This is a genomic window from Streptomyces cinerochromogenes (assembly GCF_014648635.1).
Lineage (GTDB): Bacteria > Actinomycetota > Actinomycetes > Streptomycetales > Streptomycetaceae > Streptomyces > Streptomyces cinerochromogenes.
In genome coordinates this window covers 115749-135879 of sequence record NZ_BMRM01000012.1, presented here as the reverse complement: position 1 = coordinate 135879, position 20131 = coordinate 115749, and the positions used below count along the sequence as shown (strand labels likewise).

20 protein-coding genes and 1 pseudogene are annotated in these 20131 nt (G+C 71.5%); 11 read left to right on the top strand and 10 right to left on the bottom strand.

Translation table 11 applies throughout. The annotated features are described in order from the left end of the window. Positions 1-38: 38 nt before the first annotated feature. A complete protein-coding gene (locus tag IEZ20_RS23490) occupies positions 39-1652 on the bottom strand; it encodes an MFS transporter (RefSeq protein ID WP_229896225.1) in 1614 nt (537 codons plus the stop codon). Between the two features lie 80 nt (positions 1653-1732). Here IEZ20_RS23490 and IEZ20_RS23485 point away from each other — a divergent pair, with 80 nt between their 5' ends. Further along, positions 1733-2128, top strand: coding sequence for a winged helix-turn-helix transcriptional regulator (locus IEZ20_RS23485; protein WP_189301989.1), 396 nt, complete (start codon positions 1733-1735; stop codon positions 2126-2128). 101 nt (positions 2129-2229) lie between these two features. Here the strand turns inward: IEZ20_RS23485 and IEZ20_RS23480 are convergent, their stop codons facing one another. The 5 genes from IEZ20_RS23480 to IEZ20_RS23460 all read right to left on the bottom strand — a co-directional run bounded on the left by IEZ20_RS23480 (position 2230) and on the right by IEZ20_RS23460 (position 9983). After that, a complete protein-coding gene (locus IEZ20_RS23480) occupies positions 2230-3624 on the bottom strand; it encodes a DUF1266 domain-containing protein (RefSeq protein ID WP_189301987.1) in 1395 nt (464 codons plus the stop codon). A gap of 161 nt (positions 3625-3785) precedes the next feature. Then, the gene (locus tag IEZ20_RS23475) at positions 3786-4184 is read right to left on the bottom strand and encodes an Imm7 family immunity protein (protein WP_189301985.1); all 399 of its coding nucleotides are present in this window, start codon (positions 4182-4184) and stop codon (positions 3786-3788) included. 4 nt (positions 4185-4188) lie between these two features. Then, a complete protein-coding gene (locus IEZ20_RS23470) occupies positions 4189-8853 on the bottom strand; it encodes a putative T7SS-secreted protein (RefSeq protein ID WP_189301983.1) in 4665 nt (1554 codons plus the stop codon). A gap of 3 nt (positions 8854-8856) precedes the next feature. Beyond that, entirely contained in the window at positions 8857-9516 is a 660-nt protein-coding gene (locus tag IEZ20_RS23465; protein ID WP_189302248.1) for a hypothetical protein, read from the bottom strand. After that, entirely contained in the window at positions 9513-9983 is a 471-nt protein-coding gene (locus tag IEZ20_RS23460; RefSeq protein ID WP_189301981.1) for an SseB family protein, read from the bottom strand. Before IEZ20_RS23460 ends, IEZ20_RS23465 begins: the two co-directional genes overlap by 4 nt. 387 nt (positions 9984-10370) lie before the next feature. Between IEZ20_RS23460 and IEZ20_RS23455 the strand changes: the two genes are divergently transcribed. Genes IEZ20_RS23455 through IEZ20_RS23440 form a run of 4 tightly spaced genes read left to right on the top strand, consistent with a single transcriptional unit; the run spans position 10371 to position 11800 of the window. Beyond that, complete coding sequence (locus tag IEZ20_RS23455; RefSeq protein ID WP_189301972.1) at positions 10371-10751, top strand: CPCC family cysteine-rich protein; 381 nt, start codon at positions 10371-10373, stop codon at positions 10749-10751. Then, positions 10748-11113, top strand: coding sequence for a HEAT repeat domain-containing protein (locus IEZ20_RS23450; RefSeq protein WP_229896224.1), 366 nt, complete (start codon positions 10748-10750; stop codon positions 11111-11113). Before IEZ20_RS23455 ends, IEZ20_RS23450 begins: the two co-directional genes overlap by 4 nt. A 43-nt stretch (positions 11114-11156) precedes the next feature. Continuing rightward, complete coding sequence (locus IEZ20_RS23445; protein ID WP_189301970.1) at positions 11157-11408, top strand: hypothetical protein; 252 nt, start codon at positions 11157-11159, stop codon at positions 11406-11408. Further along, positions 11408-11800, top strand: coding sequence for a DNA-binding protein (locus tag IEZ20_RS23440; protein ID WP_189301968.1), 393 nt, complete (start codon positions 11408-11410; stop codon positions 11798-11800). The genes IEZ20_RS23445 and IEZ20_RS23440 overlap by 1 nt, the downstream gene beginning before the upstream one ends. A gap of 120 nt (positions 11801-11920) precedes the next feature. On the opposite strand, the gene ychF is transcribed toward IEZ20_RS23440, so the two are convergent. Next, positions 11921-13009 (bottom strand): redox-regulated ATPase YchF, encoded by a 1089-nt coding sequence (gene ychF, locus IEZ20_RS23435; protein WP_189301966.1) that lies wholly within the window; start codon positions 13007-13009, stop codon positions 11921-11923. Positions 13010-13242: 233 nt separating this feature from the next. On the opposite strand from ychF, the gene IEZ20_RS23430 reads away from it, so the two are divergent. After that, positions 13243-13704, top strand: a complete 462-nt coding sequence (locus tag IEZ20_RS23430; protein ID WP_373303963.1) for a DUF6542 domain-containing protein — start codon at positions 13243-13245, stop codon at positions 13702-13704. Between the two features lie 117 nt (positions 13705-13821). On the opposite strand, the gene ppgK is transcribed toward IEZ20_RS23430, so the two are convergent. Both ppgK and IEZ20_RS23420 read right to left on the bottom strand, forming a co-directional pair. Further along, positions 13822-14568, bottom strand: coding sequence for a polyphosphate--glucose phosphotransferase (gene ppgK / locus IEZ20_RS23425; protein WP_189301947.1), 747 nt, complete (start codon positions 14566-14568; stop codon positions 13822-13824). A gap of 29 nt (positions 14569-14597) precedes the next feature. Next, positions 14598-15614, bottom strand: a complete 1017-nt coding sequence (locus IEZ20_RS23420) for a 4-hydroxy-3-methylbut-2-enyl diphosphate reductase (protein ID WP_189301946.1) — start codon at positions 15612-15614, stop codon at positions 14598-14600. 139 nt (positions 15615-15753) lie between these two features. Between IEZ20_RS23420 and IEZ20_RS23415 the strand changes: the two are divergent. The 4 genes and pseudogenes from IEZ20_RS23415 to IEZ20_RS23400 all read left to right on the top strand — a co-directional run. Next, positions 15754-16062, top strand: a pseudogene (locus IEZ20_RS23415) (amino acid permease); the annotation flags it as partial. Between the two features lie 123 nt (positions 16063-16185). Continuing rightward, the gene (gene xseA / locus IEZ20_RS23410; protein ID WP_189301944.1) at positions 16186-17394 is read left to right on the top strand and encodes an exodeoxyribonuclease VII large subunit; all 1209 of its coding nucleotides are present in this window, start codon (positions 16186-16188) and stop codon (positions 17392-17394) included. Continuing rightward, positions 17391-17618, top strand: coding sequence for an exodeoxyribonuclease VII small subunit (locus tag IEZ20_RS23405; protein WP_189301942.1), 228 nt, complete (start codon positions 17391-17393; stop codon positions 17616-17618). Before xseA ends, IEZ20_RS23405 begins: the two co-directional genes overlap by 4 nt. 130 nt (positions 17619-17748) lie before the next feature. Continuing rightward, positions 17749-18339: a malonic semialdehyde reductase gene (locus IEZ20_RS23400; RefSeq protein WP_189301940.1), complete on the top strand. Its 591-nt coding sequence runs from the start codon at positions 17749-17751 to the stop codon at positions 18337-18339. 82 nt (positions 18340-18421) lie between these two features. Here IEZ20_RS23400 and IEZ20_RS23395 read toward each other — a convergent pair whose 3' ends face one another. Continuing rightward, positions 18422-18949 carry a DUF4245 domain-containing protein gene (locus IEZ20_RS23395; RefSeq protein WP_189301938.1) on the bottom strand — a complete coding sequence of 176 codons (528 nt, stop codon included), beginning with the start codon at positions 18947-18949 and terminating at the stop codon, positions 18422-18424. A 128-nt stretch (positions 18950-19077) separates the two neighbouring features. Between IEZ20_RS23395 and glpX the strand changes: the two genes are divergently transcribed. Further along, positions 19078-20112 (top strand): class II fructose-bisphosphatase, encoded by a 1035-nt coding sequence (glpX, locus tag IEZ20_RS23390; RefSeq protein ID WP_189301935.1) that lies wholly within the window; start codon positions 19078-19080, stop codon positions 20110-20112. Positions 20113-20131 lie beyond the last annotated feature (19 nt).

Sequence of the window (20131 nt, the reverse complement as noted above, 5' to 3'; positions counted from 1 at the left end):
CCGCGGGGTCCGGCCCCCTTTCGCATGCCCGTCGTGCGTCACGGAGAGGTGGTGCCCGTCTCCGTCGACCGGGCGGCGGCGGGGCGGTCGGCCGGAGCGGTGCCAGGGCGGGCGGCCGGAGCGGTGCCGGGACGGTCGACCGGAGCAGTGCCAGGGCGGACGGCCGAAGCAGTGCCAGAGCGGGCGGCCGAAGCAGTGCCAGGGCGGGCGGCCGGAGCGGGGCCGGGACGGGGCGGGTTGCGCAGGACCGTCGCGGCGACCACCAGGGCGCCCAGGACGAAGCAGGAACCGACCCGGAAGGCCAGCTGGTACCCCTCGGTCAGCGCCTCCGCGCGGGCGGTTCCGTCAGCCAGCGCGGTGCTGGTGCGGGAGGCGGCCAGCGTGCTCAGGACCGCGAGGCCGAGGGAGGCACCCACCTGCTGCATCGTGTTGAACATGCCCGAGGCCAGTCCCGAGTCCCCCGGGTCCGCTCCCGACATGGCCAGCCCGGCCAGGGCCGGCATCGCCAGCCCGAAGCCGGTCCCGAGCGGCACGGTGGCGGGGAACACGTCGGTGAGGTAGGCGCCGTCGGCCGGGATCCGACCGAGGAGCGCGAGGCCCCCGGCGATCAGGACCAGGGCGCCGAGCAGCACGGTCCGGTGGCCCGCCCTGGCGATGAGGCGCGGGGCGAGGAACAGCGACATCAGGCCGATGAGCAGCGAGACCGGGACCACGCCGAAACCGGTCTGCACCGCGTCGAAGCCCAGCACCTTCTGCATGTACAGCACGGCCAGGAACTGGAAGCCGAACATGCCGGAGATCATCAGGGTGTGCGTGCCCAGGGCGCCGGAGACATTGCGGAACGCGAACATCCGGGGCGGCAGCAGCGGGTCCGCGGCCTTCGCCTGGCGGACCACGAACAGCGCGAGCAGGACCAGCGCGGCGAGGCCGAGGCCGAGGGTGCGCGGGGAACCGAAGCCGTGGCCGGCCGCCTCGACGATGGTGTAGACGGCGAGCATGAGCGCGGCCGTGACCAGGCAGGCGCCGAGCGCGTCGGCGCTCTTGCCCCTGCCCGCGCCCTCCTCGGCGCGCAGGGTGCGCCGGGCCATGAAGACGGCCACGGCACCGATCGGCACGTTGACGAAGAAGATCCAGTGCCAGCCGACGGTCTGCGTCAGCACACCGCCCAGCAGCAGGCCGAGCGTGCCGCCCGCGGACTGCACGAAGCTGTAGACACCGATCGCCCCGGCCCGCTCCCGGGGCTCGGTGAACAGGGTGACGACCATGGCCAGCGTGACCGAGGACGTGATGGCGCCGCCCACTCCCTGGGCGAAGCGGGACACGAGCAGCACGGCCGGACTCTGCGCCACGCCGCACAGCAGGGAGGCCGCGGTGAACACGGCCAGGCCGGTGGTGAAGACACGCCTGCGGCCGAAGAGGTCACCGAACCGGCCGGAGAGCAGCAGCAGACCGCCGAAGGGGATCAGGTACGCGTTCACCACCCAGCCGAGGCCCGACGGGGAGAAGCCCAGGCTCTCCTGGATGGACGGCAGCGCCACGTTCACGATGGTGCCGTCGAGGATCACCATCAGCTGGCCGGCGCAGAGGACCGCCAGCGCGAGCCGGCGGGACGCGCCGGCGCCCGCTCGTACGGGCGGGACGTGAGCGGACATGGAACTCCCCCTCCGTGGTTTCACTTTGTTACGGAGTCCATCTTGTGTAACGTCAACTACCTGCGGAAGGAGGCACTTTTATGTCTCGGGGTCACATGGATGTGACGGAGCAGGCCGACAACCCGGCGTGCCCGGTCAGCGAGGTCCTGGACCGGGTGGCCGGCAAGTGGGCCATCGGGATCCTCGTCGCGGCGGCGAAGGGCCCGGTGCGCTTCAGCGAGCTGGAGCGCGGCATCGAGGGCATCAGCCGTCGCATGCTCACCCTCAACCTGCGCAAGCTGGAACGCGAGGGCCTGCTGGTGCGCACCGTCTACCCGACCGTTCCGCCCAGGGTCGAGTACGAGTGCACCGAGATGGCGCTGGAGCTGTACGAGACCCTGCTCTCCCTCGTCGACTGGGCCAGGCGGCACAGCGGCGACATCGCCCGCGCCCACGCGGTGTACGACGCCGCACACGCCCCCGCCGTCCCCGCCTGACGCGCTTCCGACCCCGCGCCGCGTCGGCCGTCCGACGTCGGGCGTCCGGCGTCGGCCGTCGGGCGTCGGGCGTCCGGCGTCGGGCGAGGCCGATCGAGCGGCTAGGCGCCCAGTCCCGCTCCGTGGGGCAGGCGGAAGGGGACGGTCTGCCAGGGGCTGTCCGGGTGGGTGGCCAGGGTCTGGTGGGCGGCGAGCATCTCCTGGTACCAGCCGCCGAACTCCTCCTCGTCGAAGTGCAGGCAGCGGCCCAGCGCGTAGCCGGCGGAGAAGTCCCGCCAGGAGGTGTGCGCGGCCTGCGCGGCCCCGCCGGCCTCCACGACGGCCTCGCGCATCTCGGCGCGGGTGGCGAACCGGGCGCCGTAGCCCCAGCGGGCCATCATCGAGGCACGCCCGATGTCCCAGGCGGCGACGGAACGCACGGCGGCGTCCGGCGCGAGCAGGCCGTCGGCGCGGAACCTGCCCTCGTAGCGCAGCACCTTGCCGACCAGGCCCACCACGTGGGCGACGAACTCCTCCCAGTCCGGCCCGATCTGGTCCGGCACCTGCTCGGCACGCTCCCGCAAGGCCGTCTCGACGTACGCGCGCCACGCGGTGGCGTCGACGGCCTGCAGCCGTCCGTCGGCGTGCCGCTCGGCGAGCGCGGTACGCGCGTCCAGGACGAACTCCCAGTACCAGGGGGTGACTTCCCGGTCCAGCAGCCGCCGCTGGACGTCCAGCCACTCGTCCCGGCCGGTGACGCCCCACCACTTGGCGAGCCGCTCGTGCTCGATGGACAGGCCCAGACCGTGGTAGTGCGGGTTGTTCCAGGCCTCGCCGTTGACGAAGCACATGTGCGCACCGAGGGCCAGCCCGTGCAGGAGCGGCCCGGGCGAGGGCGCCCCGGAGCGCAGGGTGACGAGCCGCTCGGCGCGGCCGTCCTCGTCCCAGTGCTCGTTGTGCAGCGCCCGCCACACCTGACGCTCCTCCGCGTCGGCCGCCATGAGCATCGGGATCGGGGTCCGGTTGTTGACGGCGATGCCGTCGACGTCGCCGGGCAGGTCGTCGGCCAGGTCGCGCAGCGTGTACGACTCGAAGACCAGGAACGGATGGGGGCGCGGGAGCAGCCCCCGGGTGTACACGGCGACGAGCCGTCCGACAGGGGTGTCGTAGACGTGGAACGTACGCCGGCCGGGGTCGGGCGAGGTCTCCTCCCGGCGGAACGGCACGTACACGAGGTCACCGGCGAGCGCCCGCAGGAAGGCGAGGGTCAGCTCGCCCCGGGCCTCCTCCCGCGCCTCCTCGTCCTCCCACTCGCCCGCCGCGTGCCGGGTGACCAGCTCGTACAGGTGCTGTTCGAGCACATCGGGCGCCTGCCAGGCACCGGGCTCCTCGGGCACCGGGATGTCCGGCAGCGCCTCGTCGTGGTCGTCCAGCTCACCGACGACGTAGCGTTCGTCCGAGCGCCCCTCCTCCTCGTACCGCTCACGCCGAGCCGCCCGCCCACGCCCTCCGAACACCACACGCCCCCGTATCCGCGATCATGACTGCGGCCACTCTAACTTCCGTGGTCCACCGGCCTGACGTGCCCTGTGGGCACCGCCCCTGTGCTTCCGTACGGCCATGCCGAGCGCTTTCCCCGAGACCGCCCGGAGCTGAGGCAGCCGGCCCCCGCCCGGGCTCAGTCCTCGATCACCGGACTGCACGGCGAGAGGAACGGATCCAGGCGCTCCTCGATCATCCCCCTGCGCATCACGCGCACCCGGAACGCGTTGTCGGCGTTCGGGATGTCGCCGTCGTCCGAGCGGTCGTAGAGCATCCCCCAGGAGCCGGGGAACCGGCGCGCGATGTACGCCAGCAGTTCGTCCAGCTGCCCGGCCTCGTAACCGACGTGGTTGGTGTGGCCGGTGGCCGTGACGACGTCCAGCCCGTTGAAGACGTCGAGCGCGACCTTGCAGCTGGAGCCCCACCGGACCGCGTCGATCCGCGCACGCAGCTCCTCGACACCCGCTTTCAGAGACCGCGAGTCGTCCTCGTACGGGTCCTCGGAGATACCGAACCAGCCATGGAACTCGTACATGTCCTCACTCCAGCGGAGTCGTGTCGATCACCGGCTCGACGCCGTAGCGGCGTCCGTATTCCTGGAGCTTATCGATCACGCCTGGTCCGGGCGGTCCGTCGAAGTGGAAGTACGGCGTGCGACCGCTCTGGATCGCCGCCTCGAACGTGGCCTGCGCCTGCTTGCGGAACTTCTTGTTCAGGGTGAAGTCCTTGGGCTTCGCCTGGGCCACGTAATCGTCGCTGATCGCGTCGAACTCCCGTCCGTCCGGGTCGTTGGCGAACCTCCTGCGGGGCGCTCCGCCGAGCTTCTCGGCCAGCTTGTCCGCGTCCGGGTCGGGCTTGTTGACCTCGATGAGGTCGCCGAGTCCCCCGTTGTCCTCGTACGGCGCGAGGCCCAGCGGATCGCTGAACCGGTGCGGGTTGTGCACGTACGCCGTCGGGTTGGGCGCGGGCGCCAGGCCCAACGGGTCGGGCGTGGTGTACCGGGCGGTCTGCGGGTCGTAGTAGCGGTGGTGGTTGTAGTGGAGACCGGTCTCCGGGTCGAAGTACTGGCCGGGGAACCGCAGTGGTGTGTACGCGGACGCGTCGGCGTTCCACGTCGTGATGCCCCACAGCGTGGTGCGGCTCTGCCAGGCGATGCGGCCGTCCTCGTCGATCAGCTCGGTCGGGCTGCCGATGAGGTCCGTCGCGATGGCGAAGAACCGCCTGTCGATCTCCTGCCGGGTGGCCGCGTCGGTGAGCCGTTCGGTCTGGGCGACCGGGGTCATGCCCTCGTGGTCCCAGGTCAGCGTGGTGTGGTGGGGCAGCTCGCCGGGGATCTCCGTGGTCTGCTCCGCGAGCACGGGCCCGTCCCAGACGAAGCGGGTGCGCTCGGCCACCGTCCGGCCGTCGGCCGCCATGCGCTCCTTGGCGATGCGCCGGCCGAGCGGGTCGTACCGGTAGCGCCACAGCGTGCCGTCCGGGGTGGTGACCTCGGTGAGCCGGTCCTCGGCGTCGTACGCGTACGTCCACACGTCACGCTTCTTCGACAGCCGGGTCTTCGAACGGCGGACCAGCCGGCCGGCGTCGTCGTACACGTAGCGGTTGGCCCCGGCCTCCGTGATCCGGGTGCCGGTGTAGGAGCGGTTGCCGCGCGCGTCGCCGCCGGCGTGCCGGTCCGGCCAGGCGGCGGAGACGGTGTTGCCGCCGCTGTCGTACGCGTAGGACTCGCTCCACCGGCCGGCCGTGACGGCGGTGACCCGGCCCGTGGAGTCCAGGCCGAAGCGGCGCGGGCCGCGCAGGGCGTCGTCCATCGCGACGAGATGGCCGTCCTCACGGTACGCGTACGTCCGCAGGTTCAGCCGGTGACCGCCGCGCGCGACCTCCTGGGCGGTGAGCCGGCCCGCGGCGTCCCAGTCCGACGTCAGCGTCAGCGTCTCCCCGACGCTGCGGGTCAGCTCGCGTCCCGCGGCGTCGCGTGTGAACACGATGTCGTGGCCCGCGACGTTCAGCGCGGCGGCACGGCCCACGCTGTCGTGCGTGTACGAGGTGACATGGCCGCTCGGGGTGATCCGCCGGGTGCGGCGCCCGGCCGCGTCGTACGAGAAGGACAGCACCCGCCCGTCGACCAGCTCGCTCTTGACGTGGCCCCGGCGGTCGTACGCGTACATCAGCTCCGCGTCGGGCCCGCTCGCCCGCAGCAGCCGGCCCGCGGGGTCGTACTCGTACGTCGTCACGGCGCCGTCGGCGTCCTTGCGGACGACCTGGCCGAGCGCGTCCCGCTCGTAGCGGACGGCCGTGCCGAGCGGGCTGGTACGGGTCAGCACCCGGCCGAGCGGATCGACGTCGTAGGTGACGGTGCGGCCGTCGAAGTCGGTCTCGGCGACGAGGTGGCCGGCCGGGTCGTAGGTGTAACTCCAGCGCAGCCCCAAAGGGTTGCGGACCTCGGTGAGGCGCAGCTCGGTGTCGTGCGTGAACTCGTGGCGGGTGCCGTCGGGGTCGGTGCGGGCCGTGAGCAGGTCGAAATGGGTGTACTCGAAGGTCGTGGTGCCGCCCTCGGGGTCGGTGTGGCCGAGGCAGTTGCCCTCGCCGTCGTACGTCCACGACTCCACGGCGCCGTCCGCGGCCGTGAACCGCGCGAGCCGGCCCTCGGGGGTCCACTCGAAGCGGGCGGTTCCGCCGCTCGGCCCGGTGCGCTCGGTGATCCGGCCGAAGGCGTCCCGCACGTATGTCGTCGTGGCGCCGTCCGGGGTCGTCTCGGCGACGAGCAGGCCGGCGGCGTTGTGGCGCAGCAGGGTCGTGGCGCCGAGGGGGTCGGTGACCGAGGTGACGTGGCCGAGCGCGTCGTGGGTGTAGCGGGTGGTGCGCCCGGCGGGGTTGGTGACCGCGACCCGGTTGCCGCGTTCGTCGAACTCCTGCTTCCAGCGCAGCCCGCCCGGCTGGACCAGCTCGACGGGGCGGCCGTCGCTGCTGTAGGCCGCCGTCTGGACGCTGCCGTCGGGGCGGGTCGTGGAGACCAGCCGGCCCTGGTCGTCCCAGCGGAACTCGGTGCGCCCGCCGAGGGGGTCGGTACGGGACAGCAGCCGGTCGTCGCGGTCGTAGGCGTACCGGACCGTCGCGCCCGTGGGCCAGGTCTCGGCGACCACCTGGAGGTGGCTGTTGACCGTGTAGCGCCAGGTGTGGCCGAGGGAGTCGGTGACCGTGGTGGTGGTCAGGCCGGTGTCGGGGTGCGGGTGGCTGTAGTGGAACTCCGAGCGCAGATGCCCCTCGGCGCCGGTCTGGGACACGCACCGGTCCCTGTCGTCGTACACGAAGCTGTAGCGGGAGCCGTTGGTGTCGGTCCAGGCGACGATGCGGCCCTCGGTGTCGTAGTCGAACCGGGTGGGGACGCCGGAGGACCTGGTGACCTCGGTGAGGTGGCCTTCCTCGCTGTAGCCGTACCGGGCGATCTCGGTGCCGCCGAGGCTGAGCGAGGTGATCCGGCGGTTCTCCGTGGTGAACGTGAGGCGGTAGCCCCCCGAGTGGGTGAGGGCCAGCGGGGCGCCCTCCTCGTCGTACTCGACGGTGATCGTCCGGCCGTTGCGGTCGGCGATCTCGGCGAGCGGCGCGGAGCCGTTGTCTCCCGGCTCGGCGCCGGGCGGGGCGAGGAAGTGCCGGACGATGCCCGTGTCCGGGTCGGTGAGCGTGTAACTGCCGTCGGTGTGCCGTTCCAGCGGCCAGCGCGGCCCCGCCTCGGGGAGCACCGGGGTGCCGGGGGCGGGGTGCGGATAGGGGACGAGCAGGTTGTCCTCGCCGTGGAAGACGACACCGATCGGGTCGACGGTCAGCCGCTGGTCGATCGTGGACGACCAGCTCTCGCCGAACCAGCGGCCCGCCCGGTACGAGGACTCGAAGTCCCTGCGGAACAGCAGCGGCAGGCTGCCCGGCAGCAACACGTCCTGCTGCGGCAGGAACATGCGGCCGGTCGCGAAGTCGACGGGCTCACGGCCGCACCGCTTGCCGTCGGGCCTGCGGACGGTCTCCCTGAGCCTGCGGGCGCGGCGCGCCTTGGCGGCGTCCGAGAGGTCCTCCGCGAGCCGCGCTCCCTTCGCGGCGGCTCCGGCGCCACCCGTCGCGGCGGTGAGGAGCGCGTCCGGCACCAGCGTGCCGAGGCCTTCCGCCGGGTCCTTCATGAAGTTGTCCAGCATCTGCTTGCCGGTGCCCCAGGGGTCGTTGGCGACCTGGACGAGACCGGCGACGGTGCTGTTGAGGTTGGTGACGTACTCGGCCGGATGCGTGATGTTGTACGGGTCCGTCGGGTTGAGGCTCCGGACGAAGTTCACGATGCCCGCGGTGCCCTTGACCACACCCATGCCGAAGTGGGTCTTCATCAGTTCGGCCTCGTCGAGACCGTCGTTGAGCTGTTCGGCGTAGGAGGGCTTGGGCGGGGCCGCGTCCCGGGCCTTCTGCACGGCTTTGCGGGCGGTCTCGGCGGCGGAGTTCCGCTGCTTGCGCGCCTCGGCCAGGATGTCCTGCGCCTCCTGCATCTTCGCCTTGCCGGGGTCGGAGAACTCGCCCGGCTTCGGCGGCAGTGTGGCGGGGTCACGCTTGTCGGCGGGCGTCGCGTTGTACTTCTCGACGGCGCTGTTGTAGGTCTCGACCTTCTTCTTGTGCGCGTCCAGGGCGTCCGCCGAGGCCTTCGTGCCTTCCTTCCACTTGTCGATGGCGAGCTGCGCCTGGCCCTGCGCCCAGGTCACCGTGTCCGCGAACGACTCCAGGGCCTTCGCCGCCTCCTCGAACGCGTCCGCGCCCTTGTACCACCTGGGCGGCTCCAGCTTCACCGTCGTGCGGAACGCGTCCGCCGCCCGGCCCCGCAGGGAGTCCGAGTCGAGCCCTTCGAGACCGAGCCCGACGTCGTTGAAGGAGTTCGTGAAGTGCCGCAGGTGGGACGCGGTGGAGCGCAGCTTGCCCGGCGAGCCGTAGACGAGTTTGGTCTTGTCCTCGGTCTGCCCGAGGTCCAACTCGTCCACCTCGGCGCCCATCCGGTTCGCCAGGGACCGCGACTTCTCGCGCACCCAGTCCGCACCGGACTCCCAGCCGACGTCGTCGAGCCGGTCCGCCGTCCAGTTACCGGCGTCCTCGACCCGGTTGCCGACCCACTCGACGCCGTCCTCGACCGCGTCCTCCACGACATCCGGGGTGATGTCACTGACGAAATCCCCGATGCCCATACGTCAGTTCCCCCCGCCGTCGTGCTGCTGCTGTTGCTGTCCGGCGCGCTCCTCGGGCGACGGCCCGAAGGTGTCGTCCACGGCCTTGTCGAACTGGTCCTGGTCGATGCCGAGGAGGTCGTTGAGCCTCCGCGTCCGCTCGCCGCCCTGCCCCTCGGTGAGCAGCGCGCGCCCGGTGTCCTTCCAGGTCTGGGCCATCTCGTCACCGGCGCGGTCCCACGACTCGGCGCTCCAGTCCGGGTTCAGCGCGTCCGGTGTGAACACCTCGCCCCAGCCCTGCCTGGCGATCTCCTCCTCGGAGGCGTACGGGCTGCCGCCGGCGACCGAGTTGACGCCGTACTTCAGCGCGCTCTCGACGTACTGGTCCTCCTCCCACAGCACGCCCGCGGCCAGGCCGAGCTTCGCCGCGATGGCGTTGGCGTCGTGGATCAGCGCGCGGACGCCCCACTCCCACCGCTCGCAGAAGTCCTCGAAGTCCACGGACAGGCCGTGGTGCCCGGCCTCCATGCCGGTCATCGCCAGTTCGGAGAAACCCTTGCCGAGCACCGCTCCGGTGCTCGTACCGATCTCCTTCAGCTCACCGACCGCGTCGCGCAGGCCCTGGGTGAGCCGCTGGACGGTGTAGTCGTCGACATGGAGATCCTTCGCCCCGTCGCCCATCAGACGGCACCCCCCGCGGTCGCGCCGGTCGTCTCGGTCCCGCCGACGGGCCGGGCCGGCGCGTCGACGGCGGCTTCCTCCGGAACGATGCCCAGGGCGGGCGGGAAGAGCATGGCCCCGTAGGGGTCGGCGACGTCGACGGCGAGGCCCGCGGGCTCGCCCATCGCCGGGATGACCTCGTCCAGCAGCCGGGCGCCGAGCAGTTCGGCGAACTCCCAGGGCCGTGCGCTGTCCTGCGCGTTTCCCGACTCCCGTGCCCGCTCCTGCGCGAAGCGGGCGAGGGCCTCCTCGCCGGTGAACGCGAACACCCAGCGCACCCCGCCGAACCGCCCCGTCCACAACCGGCCCCGGTCCAGCGGGACGAGCATGCCGGCCCGCCTCAACTCCCCAAGGAGTGCCCGCGGATCTCCCGTCCCGGCCCGCCGCGCGGCGATCTGCTCGGCGAGCGCAGTCCCGTCACGCACGTCCATGCCTCCCCCGACATCGTCGACAACGTGCTCCCACAGAAACCACGTCCCGCCCGCACCGATGGTTCCCGGCCATTCCGCTCCTGCCCTGAATTCCCTTCCGGACGCCGGCATGACTGTCGGGTGACGGGTGCCGGGTGCCGCGCCAATGCGTTCTCATACGCCTTGAGCAGTCGTTCGTCCGCTCAGACGTTGAAGCGGAATGTCTGCGGTCCGATTCCGACCTGCGGCGGAGCGCCGTGCAGGACCCTGACCTGGGGTTCCTCGTTGGCATGCGTTGACTCCCGACGGCCGTTCACGGGTGTCCTGCGGACCGGCTGCGGACTGGCCGGGGGGCCGAGGCAGAGAAACCCATGGCACCCCGGCGGGACCTCCAAGGAGACTGCGGGGGTGAGCGACTCCTACCCCTGCCCGTGCTGCGGGCACCGCGTGCTGGACGCGATGCCCGGCTCGTACGAGATCTGCCCCATCTGCTTCTGGGAGGACGACGGGGTCCAGTTCCGCTGGCCGACCATGGCCGGAGGGGCGAACAAGGTCTCCCTGATCGAGGCCCAGCGGAACTACCAGGACTTCGGCGCCTGCGACCAGCACGGCCGACGGTACGTCCGCCCGCCGGCCGAGGACGAGCCGCTCGACCCCGCCTGGCGCCCCATCGATCTGACGCGGGACTCCTTCGAGGACTGGGCGGCCGAGGACCGCGCCCCGTGGCCCGACGACCGCTCGGTGCTCTGCTGGTGGCTGCCCACCTTCTGGCGCCGGGACCACCCATGACCGCCCACATCGAGAGACTCATCCAGCAGCTCGACGACTCGACCGGCCCGTCCTACGACGCCCGCGCGGAACTGATCGGCATCGGCTCCGACGCCATCCCCGCCCTCATCGAGGGACTGCCCTCCCTCGGCGGGTTCGGTCAGCTGACCGCCATCGAGGTCTTCGAAGAGGTGGCGGACCCACGCTGCGGCCGCGCCCTGATCGCCCTCCTGGACAGCGACGACTCCACCGTCCGGGAATGGGCGGCGATGGCCCTGGCGAGCCTGAAGATCGACGGCGCGGTCGAGCCCGTACGCCGCGCCTACCGCGTCTGCCTGGAACGGGCGACGCCACCCGCACAGGTCGGTGCGGTCGCGGGGTAGTCATTCACACCCCAGACTTACGACCGCCGGTAGGATCAGCACCATGAGCGGTAGTAAGAAGTACTCGATCAGCCTGCCCGAGGATCTCGCCGAGGCCGTACGCGCCCATGTCGGGCCCGGCGGTTTCTCCGCCTATGTCGCCGAGGCTCTCGAACAGAGGGTCGCCATGGACAAGCTGCGGGAGATCGTCGCCGACTTCGAGACCGACAACGAAGCTCTCACCCGCGAGGAGGTCGAGGCCGCCCGGGCGCTGCTGCGCCACGACCACCGGCAGGCCGGCGGGGCCGCCGCCTGATGCCCGGCACCCTCCTGCTCGACAGCGAAGGCCTCTCGAAGCTCTACCTCAAGGACCGTACCGTCGTGGCCCTGGTCCAGGCGGCCTCGGAAGAGGGCATCCGCGTCGCCACCAGCGCCATGACCACGCTTGAGGCCGACTACGAACGCATCCACCCGGCCCGTATCAAGTGGATCCTCTCCCGCGTCGACGTTCACGACGTCACCAAGGAGATCACCGACCAGGCCGCCGCGCTTCTGCGCGCCCATCACCTCCACGGCCACAAGTACGCCATCGATGCCGCCTTCGCCGTCATCGCCCGCAACGCACCCCGGCCGGTCACGGTCCTCACGTCCGACCCCGAGGATCTGACACTCCTGTGCGGCCCTTCCGTCGAGGTCATCAAGGTCTGAGGCGGTCTCACGCCGACCAGACCTGCCACTGCCCCTCATCACGGGGGCGAGAACTCCCTGGGACAAAAGCTTGTGCCCGACCCACCGGCAAGCGGGTCGGGCACAGTTCTCGACGAAACGTCAGACGTTGAAGCGGAACTCCACCACGTCCCCGTCCTGCATCACGTAGTCCTTGCCCTCCATGCGCGCCTTGCCCTTCGCGCGGGCCTCCGCGACCGAGCCGGCCTCCAGGAGGTCCTGGAAGGAGATGACCTCGGCCTTGATGAAGCCCTTCTGGAAGTCGGTGTGGATGACACCGGCCGCCTCGGGGGCCGTGGCGCCCTTCTTGATGGTCCAGGCGCGGGATTCCTTGGGGCCGGCCGTCAGGTAGGTCTGGAGGCCGAGGGTGTCGAAGCCGACGCGGGCGAGGGTGGCGAGGCCGGGCTCGTTCTGGCCGACGGACTCCAGCAGCTCCAGGGCCTCCTCCTCGTCCAGCTCGGCGAGGTCGGCCTCCAGCTTGGCGTTGAGGAAGATCGCCTCGGCGGGGGCGACCAGGGCGCGCTGCTCGTTCTTGAAGTCCTCGTCGACCAGTTCCTCCTCGTCCACGTTGAAGACGTAGAGGAAGGGCTTGGTGGTGAGCAGGTGCAGGTCGTGGAGGAGTTCCGCGCGCTCGGTGCCCTGGACGATGCCCTGGGAGAAGAGGGTGTCGCCCTTCTCCAGGATCTCCTTGGCCTCCTCGACCGCCTTGACCTTGGGGGCGAGGTCCTTCTTGATCCGGGACTCCTTCTGGAGGCGCGGGAGGACCTTCTCGATGGTCTGGAGGTCGGCGAGGATCAGCTCGGTGTTGATCGTCTCGATGTCGTTCTTGGGCGAGACCTTGCCGTCGACGTGGACGACGTTCTCGTCCTTGAAGGCGCGGATGACCTGGCAGATGGCGTCGGACTCGCGGATGTTCGCGAGGAACTTGTTGCCCAGGCCCTCGCCCTCGGAGGCGCCGCGCACGATGCCGGCGATGTCCACGAAGTCGACCGTGGCCGGGAGGATGCGCTCCGACTTGAAGATCGAGGCCAGCTGGGCGAGGCGGGCGTCGGGCACCCCGACCACGCCGACGTTCGGCTCGATCGTGGCGAACGGGTAGTTGGCCGCCAGCACGTCGTTCTTGGTCAGGGCGTTGAACAGGGTCGACTTGCCGACATTGGGCAGGCCGACGATTCCGATCGTGAGCGACACGTTGCGACTTCCCGTTGTTGAGTGGGCCAGGGGCTGCCAGGGGCCAGAGACCGACACTGGCCGATCCACCAGTTTACGGCGTCCCGCGCGCCCGCCTCACGGACGCGGCGAACCCCCGGCCAAGCTCCGCCCACCGGCGTGTCTGGACGGCGATTCGGCACATAAACAGACCTAGGTTGGTCCCTGTGGAGCAACACAGAACGCATCGCCCGAACGACGGACCGCGACGTGGCGTGCCCTCGTCACCTCCGCTGCCGGCGCAGGCCCGGCGCAGGCCCGCCGGGGAGCCACGGTCCGCGCCAGGTGCCCGGCACCTGCCGAACCCCCGGCTGACCGGGCTCGGCAGCGGGCTGTTCTGCGTCGCGGGGATGTTCCTGCTCGGCTGCCTGGACGAGCTGCTGTTCGGCGCCTCCCCGGCGGTCTACGGCGTGCTGTTCCTGCCGGTGTGTGTGCTGACCGCGCTGTGGGTGCGCGCGGGGGACGTGCTGAGCGCGCCCGTCGTCGCGCCGATCGCGTTCGCCGTGGGGCTGCTTCCGGTCGCCGAGGGCGGCGGGGGGCTGCCCGGCCGCCTGATGGGGCTGGTCACCGGGCTGGCCACGCAGGCGGGCTGGCTGTACGGGGGGACGCTCGCCGCCGGGGTGATCGTGCTCGTGCGCCGGGTGCGGTGGGTACGGGCGCGCCGGCGGCGCGGCTGACCCTGGAGGCCGCGCGACGGGTGCGGTGGCGCCGGCGGCGCGTCCGACCCTGGACGCCGCCCGTCCGCCCCCGCACGCCGCACGCCGCGCGCCGTCCGCCGTACCCGCCCCGGGCGGTCAGGCGTGCTGGGCCGCTCTCATCGCCGCGCCCACGATCCCCGCGTTGTTCTGCAGCTGCGCGGGCACGATCTCGGCCTGGATGTCCTCGATGAGGTGCAGGAACTTCTGCGCCTTGCGGCTGACCCCGCCGCCGATGATGAACAGCTCCGGGGAGAACAGCATCTCCACGTGCGCCAGGTACTTCTGGACGCGGTGCGCCCACTGCTCCCAGCTGAGGTCGTGGTCCTCCTTGGCCTTGCTGGAGGCGCGCCTCTCGGCGTCGTGGCCGTTCAGCTCCAGGTGGCCCAGCTCGGTGTTGGGCAGGAGGGCGCCGTCCACGAAGACGGCGCTGCCGATGCCGGTGCCGAAGGTGAGCAGGATCACCGTGCCCCGGCGGCCCCGGCCGGCGCCGAACTCCATCTCGGCGACACCGGCCGCGTCCGCGTCGTTGACCACGGTCACCGGGAGGCCGCCGAGCCGGTCGCTGAACAACGCGCGCGCGTCCGTGTCGATCCAGCTCTTGTCGACGTTCGCCGCCGTACGGACCGTGGCGCCGCCGGTGACCACCCCGGGGAAGGTCAGGCCGACCGGGCCGGTCCAGCCGAAGTGGTCCACGACCTGCCTGACCCCGTCGGCCACGCCGTCGGGCGTCGCCGGGTGCGGGGTGAGCACCTTGCAGCGCTCCTGGGCCAGGTCGCCCCGGTCCAGATCCACAGGGGCGCCCTTGATGCCGGATCCGCCGATGTCCACGCCGAAGATCTGCATGGCTCCACGTTACGACGGACCACGGACGGTCATGCCCCGGGCGTACCGCTTCCGCCGCGCTCGGCGACCAGGGTCGCCGCCTCCTCGCGCAGGTCACGGCGGAGTTCCTTGGGCAGCGAGAAGGTGATGGATTCCTCGGCGGCCTTGACCAGCTCCACGTCCGCGTAGCCGCGCTCGGAGAGCCACCCGAGGACCTCCTCGACCAGCACCTCCGGCACGGAGGCCCCGGAGGTGACGCCGACGGTGCTCACGCCCTCCAGCCAGGCCTCGTCGATCTCGCTGGCGAAGTCCACCAGGTAGGCCTCGCGGGCGCCGGCGAGCTTGGCGACCTCGACCAGCCGCTTGGAGTTGGAGGAGTTGCGCGAGCCGACGACGATGACCAGTTCGGCCTCGGCGCCCATCTGCTTCACGGCGAGCTGCCGGTTCTGCGTGGCGTAGCAGATGTCGTCGCTGGGCGGGGAGACGAGCCCGGGGAACTTCGTCTTCAGGGCGTCGACGGTCTCCATGGTCTCGTCCACGGAGAGGGTGGTCTGGGAGAGCCAGACGACCTTGGACGGGTCGCGGACCTCGACCTTCTCGACGTCCCCGGGGCCGTCGACCAGCTGGATGTGGTCGGGCGCCTCGCCGGAGGTGCCGATGACCTCCTCGTGGCCCTCGTGACCGATCAGGAGGATGTCGTAGTCCTCATTGGCGTACCGGACGGCTTCCTTGTGGACCTTGGTGACCAGGGGGCAGGTGGCGTCGATGGTGGCGAGCCGGCCCTGCCGGGCCTCCTCGTGCACCGCGGGGGCGACGCCGTGCGCCGAGAACATGACGATGTTGCCGGGCGGCACCTCCTCCGTGCGCTCGACGAAGATCGCGCCCTTCTTCTCCAGGGTCTGCACGACGTACTTGTTGTGGACGATCTCGTGCCGGACGTAGATCGGGGCCCCGTACTGCTCCAGGGCCTTCTCGACGGCGATCACGGCGCGGTCCACACCGGCGCAGTAGCCACGGGGGGCGGCGAGCAGGACACGGCGGCCAGAGGAAGCGGTCATGCGTCCCATCGTAAGGGTGCGTTCGGCGGCGCCGGGATCGCTTCCGCGCGCCGCCGCGGGGAAGACTGAGGCGTATGTCCGACACCGGAACGACAGCTTCCACGACCGGCGCGCGCGACGGGCTGCGACGCGGCCTCGGCTTCCGGGAGTCACGCTGGTCGCCGCGGGGTGGGCGGCACGGCGGGACGACGGTCTGGACCGGCTCGTCTCGGTGGTCGACATCGGGGCGCTGTCCGCGTTCACGCTGCTGCACGCGAGCGTGGTGGGGTATTTCGTGCGGCGGCGGGGGGAGCTGAGCTGGTGGCGGCATGTGCTGGTGCCGGTGGCGGGGGCGGTGGTCACGGTGACGGTCATCGTGGAGGCGTCCGGGGCGGCGCAGGCGGTGGGGGCGGCTTGGCTGGCGGCCGGGTTGCTGGTGCCGGCGGGTCAGCGGGGGCGCCGGGAGGCCCCTCGGTAGGCGCGGGCCCAAAGGGGCGGGGGGAACCGCGCGAGCGGCCCGCCGGGCGCCCGCGCCCGACGACGCATCGCCCTTCCCACGGCGCGCGGCCCCGCTGTCGGTGGCGGCCGTTAGGCTCGCCGCATGGCTGTGAACACGTCCCCGGAGTCCCCCCTGCCCGTCGGCGAGGTGTCGCGGCTGATCGGGGGGTGGATCGACCGGCTCGGCGCGGTGTGGGTCGAGGGGCAGATCACGCAGCTGTCGCGCCGGCCGGGCGCCGGCGTCGTGTTCCTGACGCTGCGCGACCCGTCGTACGACATCTCCGTCAGCGTGACCTGCTACCGCCAGGTCTTCGACGCGGTCGCGGACGTCGTCGGCGAGGGCGCCCGCGTGGTCGTCCTGGCGAAGCCGGAGTGGTACGCGCCGCGGGGCCAGCTCTCCCTGCGGGCCGCCGAGATAAGGCCGGTCGGCGTCGGCGAGCTGCTGGCCCGGCTGGAGCAGCTGAAGAAGACGCTCGCGGCCGAGGGCCTGTTCGCGCCGGAGCGGAAGAAACCGCTGCCGTTCCTGCCGCAGCTGATCGGGCTGGTGTGCGGCCGGGCCTCCGCCGCGGAGCGGGACGTGCTGGAGAACGCCCGGCACCGCTGGCCCGCCGTCCGCTTCGAGGTGCGCAACGTCCCCGTGCAGGGCGTGCACGCCGTTCCCCAGGTCGTGCAGGCGGTCAAGGAGCTCGACGCGATCGACGAGGTGGACGTGATCATCGTCGCGCGCGGCGGCGGCAGCGTGGAGGACCTGCTGCCGTTCTCCGACGAGCAGCTGGTGCGGGCCGTGGCGGAGTGCCGTACGCCCGTGGTGTCCGCGATCGGGCACGAGCCGGACAACCCGCTGCTGGATCACGTCGCCGACCTGCGCGCCTCCACGCCGACGGACGCGGCGAAGAAGGTCGTGCCGGACGTCGGCGAGGAGCTGGAGCGGGTGCGGATGCTGCGGGACCGGGCGCGGCGCTGCACGGCGGCGTTCCTGGAGCGCGAGCAGCGCGGGCTGGCGCACGCGCTGGCGCGGCCGTCCGTCGAGGATCCGCACCGGATGGTCGACGAGCGCGCCGACCACGTGGCCGCGCTGCTCGACCGCGGCCGGCGGACCGTGGGGCATCTGCTGGACCGCGCGGAGTCGGAGCTGACGCACACGCACGCGCGCGTGGTGGCCCTCTCCCCCGCGGCGACGCTCCAGCGCGGTTACGCGGTGCTGCAGCGGGCCGACGGGCACGTGGTGCGCGGTCCGGACGAGGTGACGGCGGGCGAGGCGCTGCGGGCCCGCGTCGCCGAGGGTGAATTCACAGTGAAGGTGAGCGAATGACGAGCAAGGTGGACGAGGCGCTCTCGTACGAGCAGGCGCGGGACGAGCTGATCGAGGTCGTACGGCGGCTGGAGGCGGGCGGCACGACGCTGGAGGAGTCCCTGGCGCTGTGGGAGCGCGGCGAGGAGCTGGCCAAGGTGTGCCGGCGCTGGCTGGAGGGGGCCCGGGCCCGGCTGGACGCGGCGCTGGCCGAGGAGGAGGAGACGGAGCAGGCCGAGGACTGAGCGGAGCACGTGGGCTGTGAGGCGGGTCACCACACCCCCGCTTTAGTTGAAGGTTAAACCTCACCTGTCGTAGGGTCGTGCCGTCAGCCGGTCCGGGGCTCCGGGCCGGACGCGCATCCGAGGAAGTCACATGTCTCTCGTTCTTGACCCCGCCGCCCAGGACCTGCTGTTCCGCGAGGCCCGTACCGCGAACACCTTCACCGACGAGCCGGTGACCGAGGAGCAGGTCCAGGCGATCTACGACCTGGTCAAGTACGGCCCCACCGCCTTCAACCAGACCCCGCTGCGCATCACGCTGGTCCGCTCCCCCGAGGCCCGCGAGCGCCTGGTGCAGCACATGGCCGAGGGCAACCAGGCGAAGACCGCCGCCGCCCCGCTCGTCGCGATCCTCTCCGCGGACAACGAGTTCCACGAGGAGCTGCCGAACCTGTTCCCGGCCTTCCCGCAGGCCAAGGACGTCTTCTTCGCCGAGCGCCCGGCCCGTGAGGGCTCCGCCACGCTGAACGCCGCGCTCCAGGCCGCCTACTTCATCGTCGGCGTCCGCGCCGCCGGTCTCGCCGCCGGCCCGATGACCGGCTTCGACTTCGAGGGCGTCCGCAAGGAGTTCCTGGACGACGACCACACCCCGCTGATGGTCGTCAACATCGGCAAGCCGGGCCCGGACGCCTGGTACCCGCGCTCCCCGCGCCTGGCCTACGAGGACGTCGTCACGACCGTCTGAGCAGCCCGCGTACGCGAAGAGGCCCCCGGCACCGCCGGGGGCCTCTTCGCGTAAGCGGAGGTGGTACGGCCCACCTCACGGCTCACTTCATCCTCAGCGCCGCCGCCATCGTCCTCAGCTCCTCGAAGGAGCCGGTGCCGGCGACCACCGTGGTGGAGCCGGGCGTGCCGTCGAGGACCAGGGCGTCGTACCGGCCGCCGGTGTAGCGGGTCCAGGTGCGGCCGTCGATCGTCTCGGTCCGCTTCGTCGCCGAGCCGCCCTGACTGGCCTGGTCGATGAAGTCGGAGGGCTTCTGCGTGGACTGCTCGACCTGCACGTACTGGCCACCCGGGGTCTGGAAGCCGAGGTGCCAGCGATCGGAGTTCTCGCCCTGGAAGCGTACGGAGGTCGCCTTCCAGGTACTCGGCAGGCCCTCCGGCGCCGCCACCGGGTAGCTCGCCGCCCGGCGGGCCGTGAGCAGTTCGACCCGGTAGTCGACCCGCTTGAGGTCGGGAGAGTGATCGTCGTGCGGGATGGCGAGGAAGTAGACGACCAACGCCGCGATACCGATCAGGACCAGGGAGATCACCATGTCCCGGGCCGTCTTCTGCTTGCCGTTCGAACCTGCCACGCCCCCTATCGTCGCAGGTGCCCCATGCGCTCATCCGTGGGGTCCCCTGCTCATTTTGTCTGTCCGACGATAGAGTCAGGGTTCAATACCCTCATCCGGCCGTCGTCGTATCAGAAAGGTGCGCTCCGATGACCGAAAATCATCATCTGCCGTCCGAGCTCGACGTTCCCTCCGAAGCTCCCGACCGCAACCTCGCCCTGGAGCTCGTCCGGGTGACCGAAGCCGCCGCGATGGCCGCGGGCCGCTGGGTGGGGCGCGGTGACAAGAACGGCGCCGACGGTGCCGCGGTGCGCGCCATGCGGACCCTCGTCTCCACCGTGTCGATGAACGGCGTGGTCGTCATCGGCGAGGGCGAGAAGGACGAGGCCCCGATGCTCTTCAACGGGGAGCACGTGGGCGACGGCACCGGTCCGGAGGTGGACATCGCCGTCGACCCGATCGACGGCACCACCCTGACGGCCAAGGGCATGCCGAACGCGATCGCCGTCCTCGCCGCCGCCGAGCGCGGCGCGATGTTCGACCCGTCCGCCGTGTTCTACATGGACAAGCTGGTCACCGGCCCCGAGGCGGCGGACTTCGTCGACATCAACGCGCCGGTGGCGGTGAACATCCGCCGGATCGCCAAGGCCAAGCGGTCCTCGCCGGAGGACGTCACCGTCGTCATCCTGGACCGGCCGCGGCACGAGGGCCTGATCCGGGAGGTCCGGGAGGCCGGCGCGCGCATCAAGCTGATCTCCGACGGCGACGTGGCCGGCTCGGTGTACGCGCTGCGCGAGGGCACCGGCGTCGACCTGCTGCTCGGCATCGGCGGTACGCCGGAGGGCATCATCTCGGCCTGCGCCGTGAAGTGCCTGGGCGGGACCATCCAGGGCAAGCTGTGGCCCAAGGACGACGCGGAGCGGCAGCGGGCCATCGACGCGGGGCACGACCTGGACCGCGTGCTCACGACCGACGACCTGGTCTCCGGGGAGAACGTGTTCTTCGTCGCGACCGGCATCACCGACGGTGAGCTGCTGCGGGGTGTCCGGTACCGGTCCGAGACCGCGCTGACCGAGTCGATCGTGATGCGGTCGAAGTCGGGGACGGTGCGGAAGATCTTCTCCGAGCACCGGCTCAGCAAGCTGCGGGCCTACAGCGCGATCGACTTCGACCGGGCCAAGTAACACCCACGGGAGGGGGCTG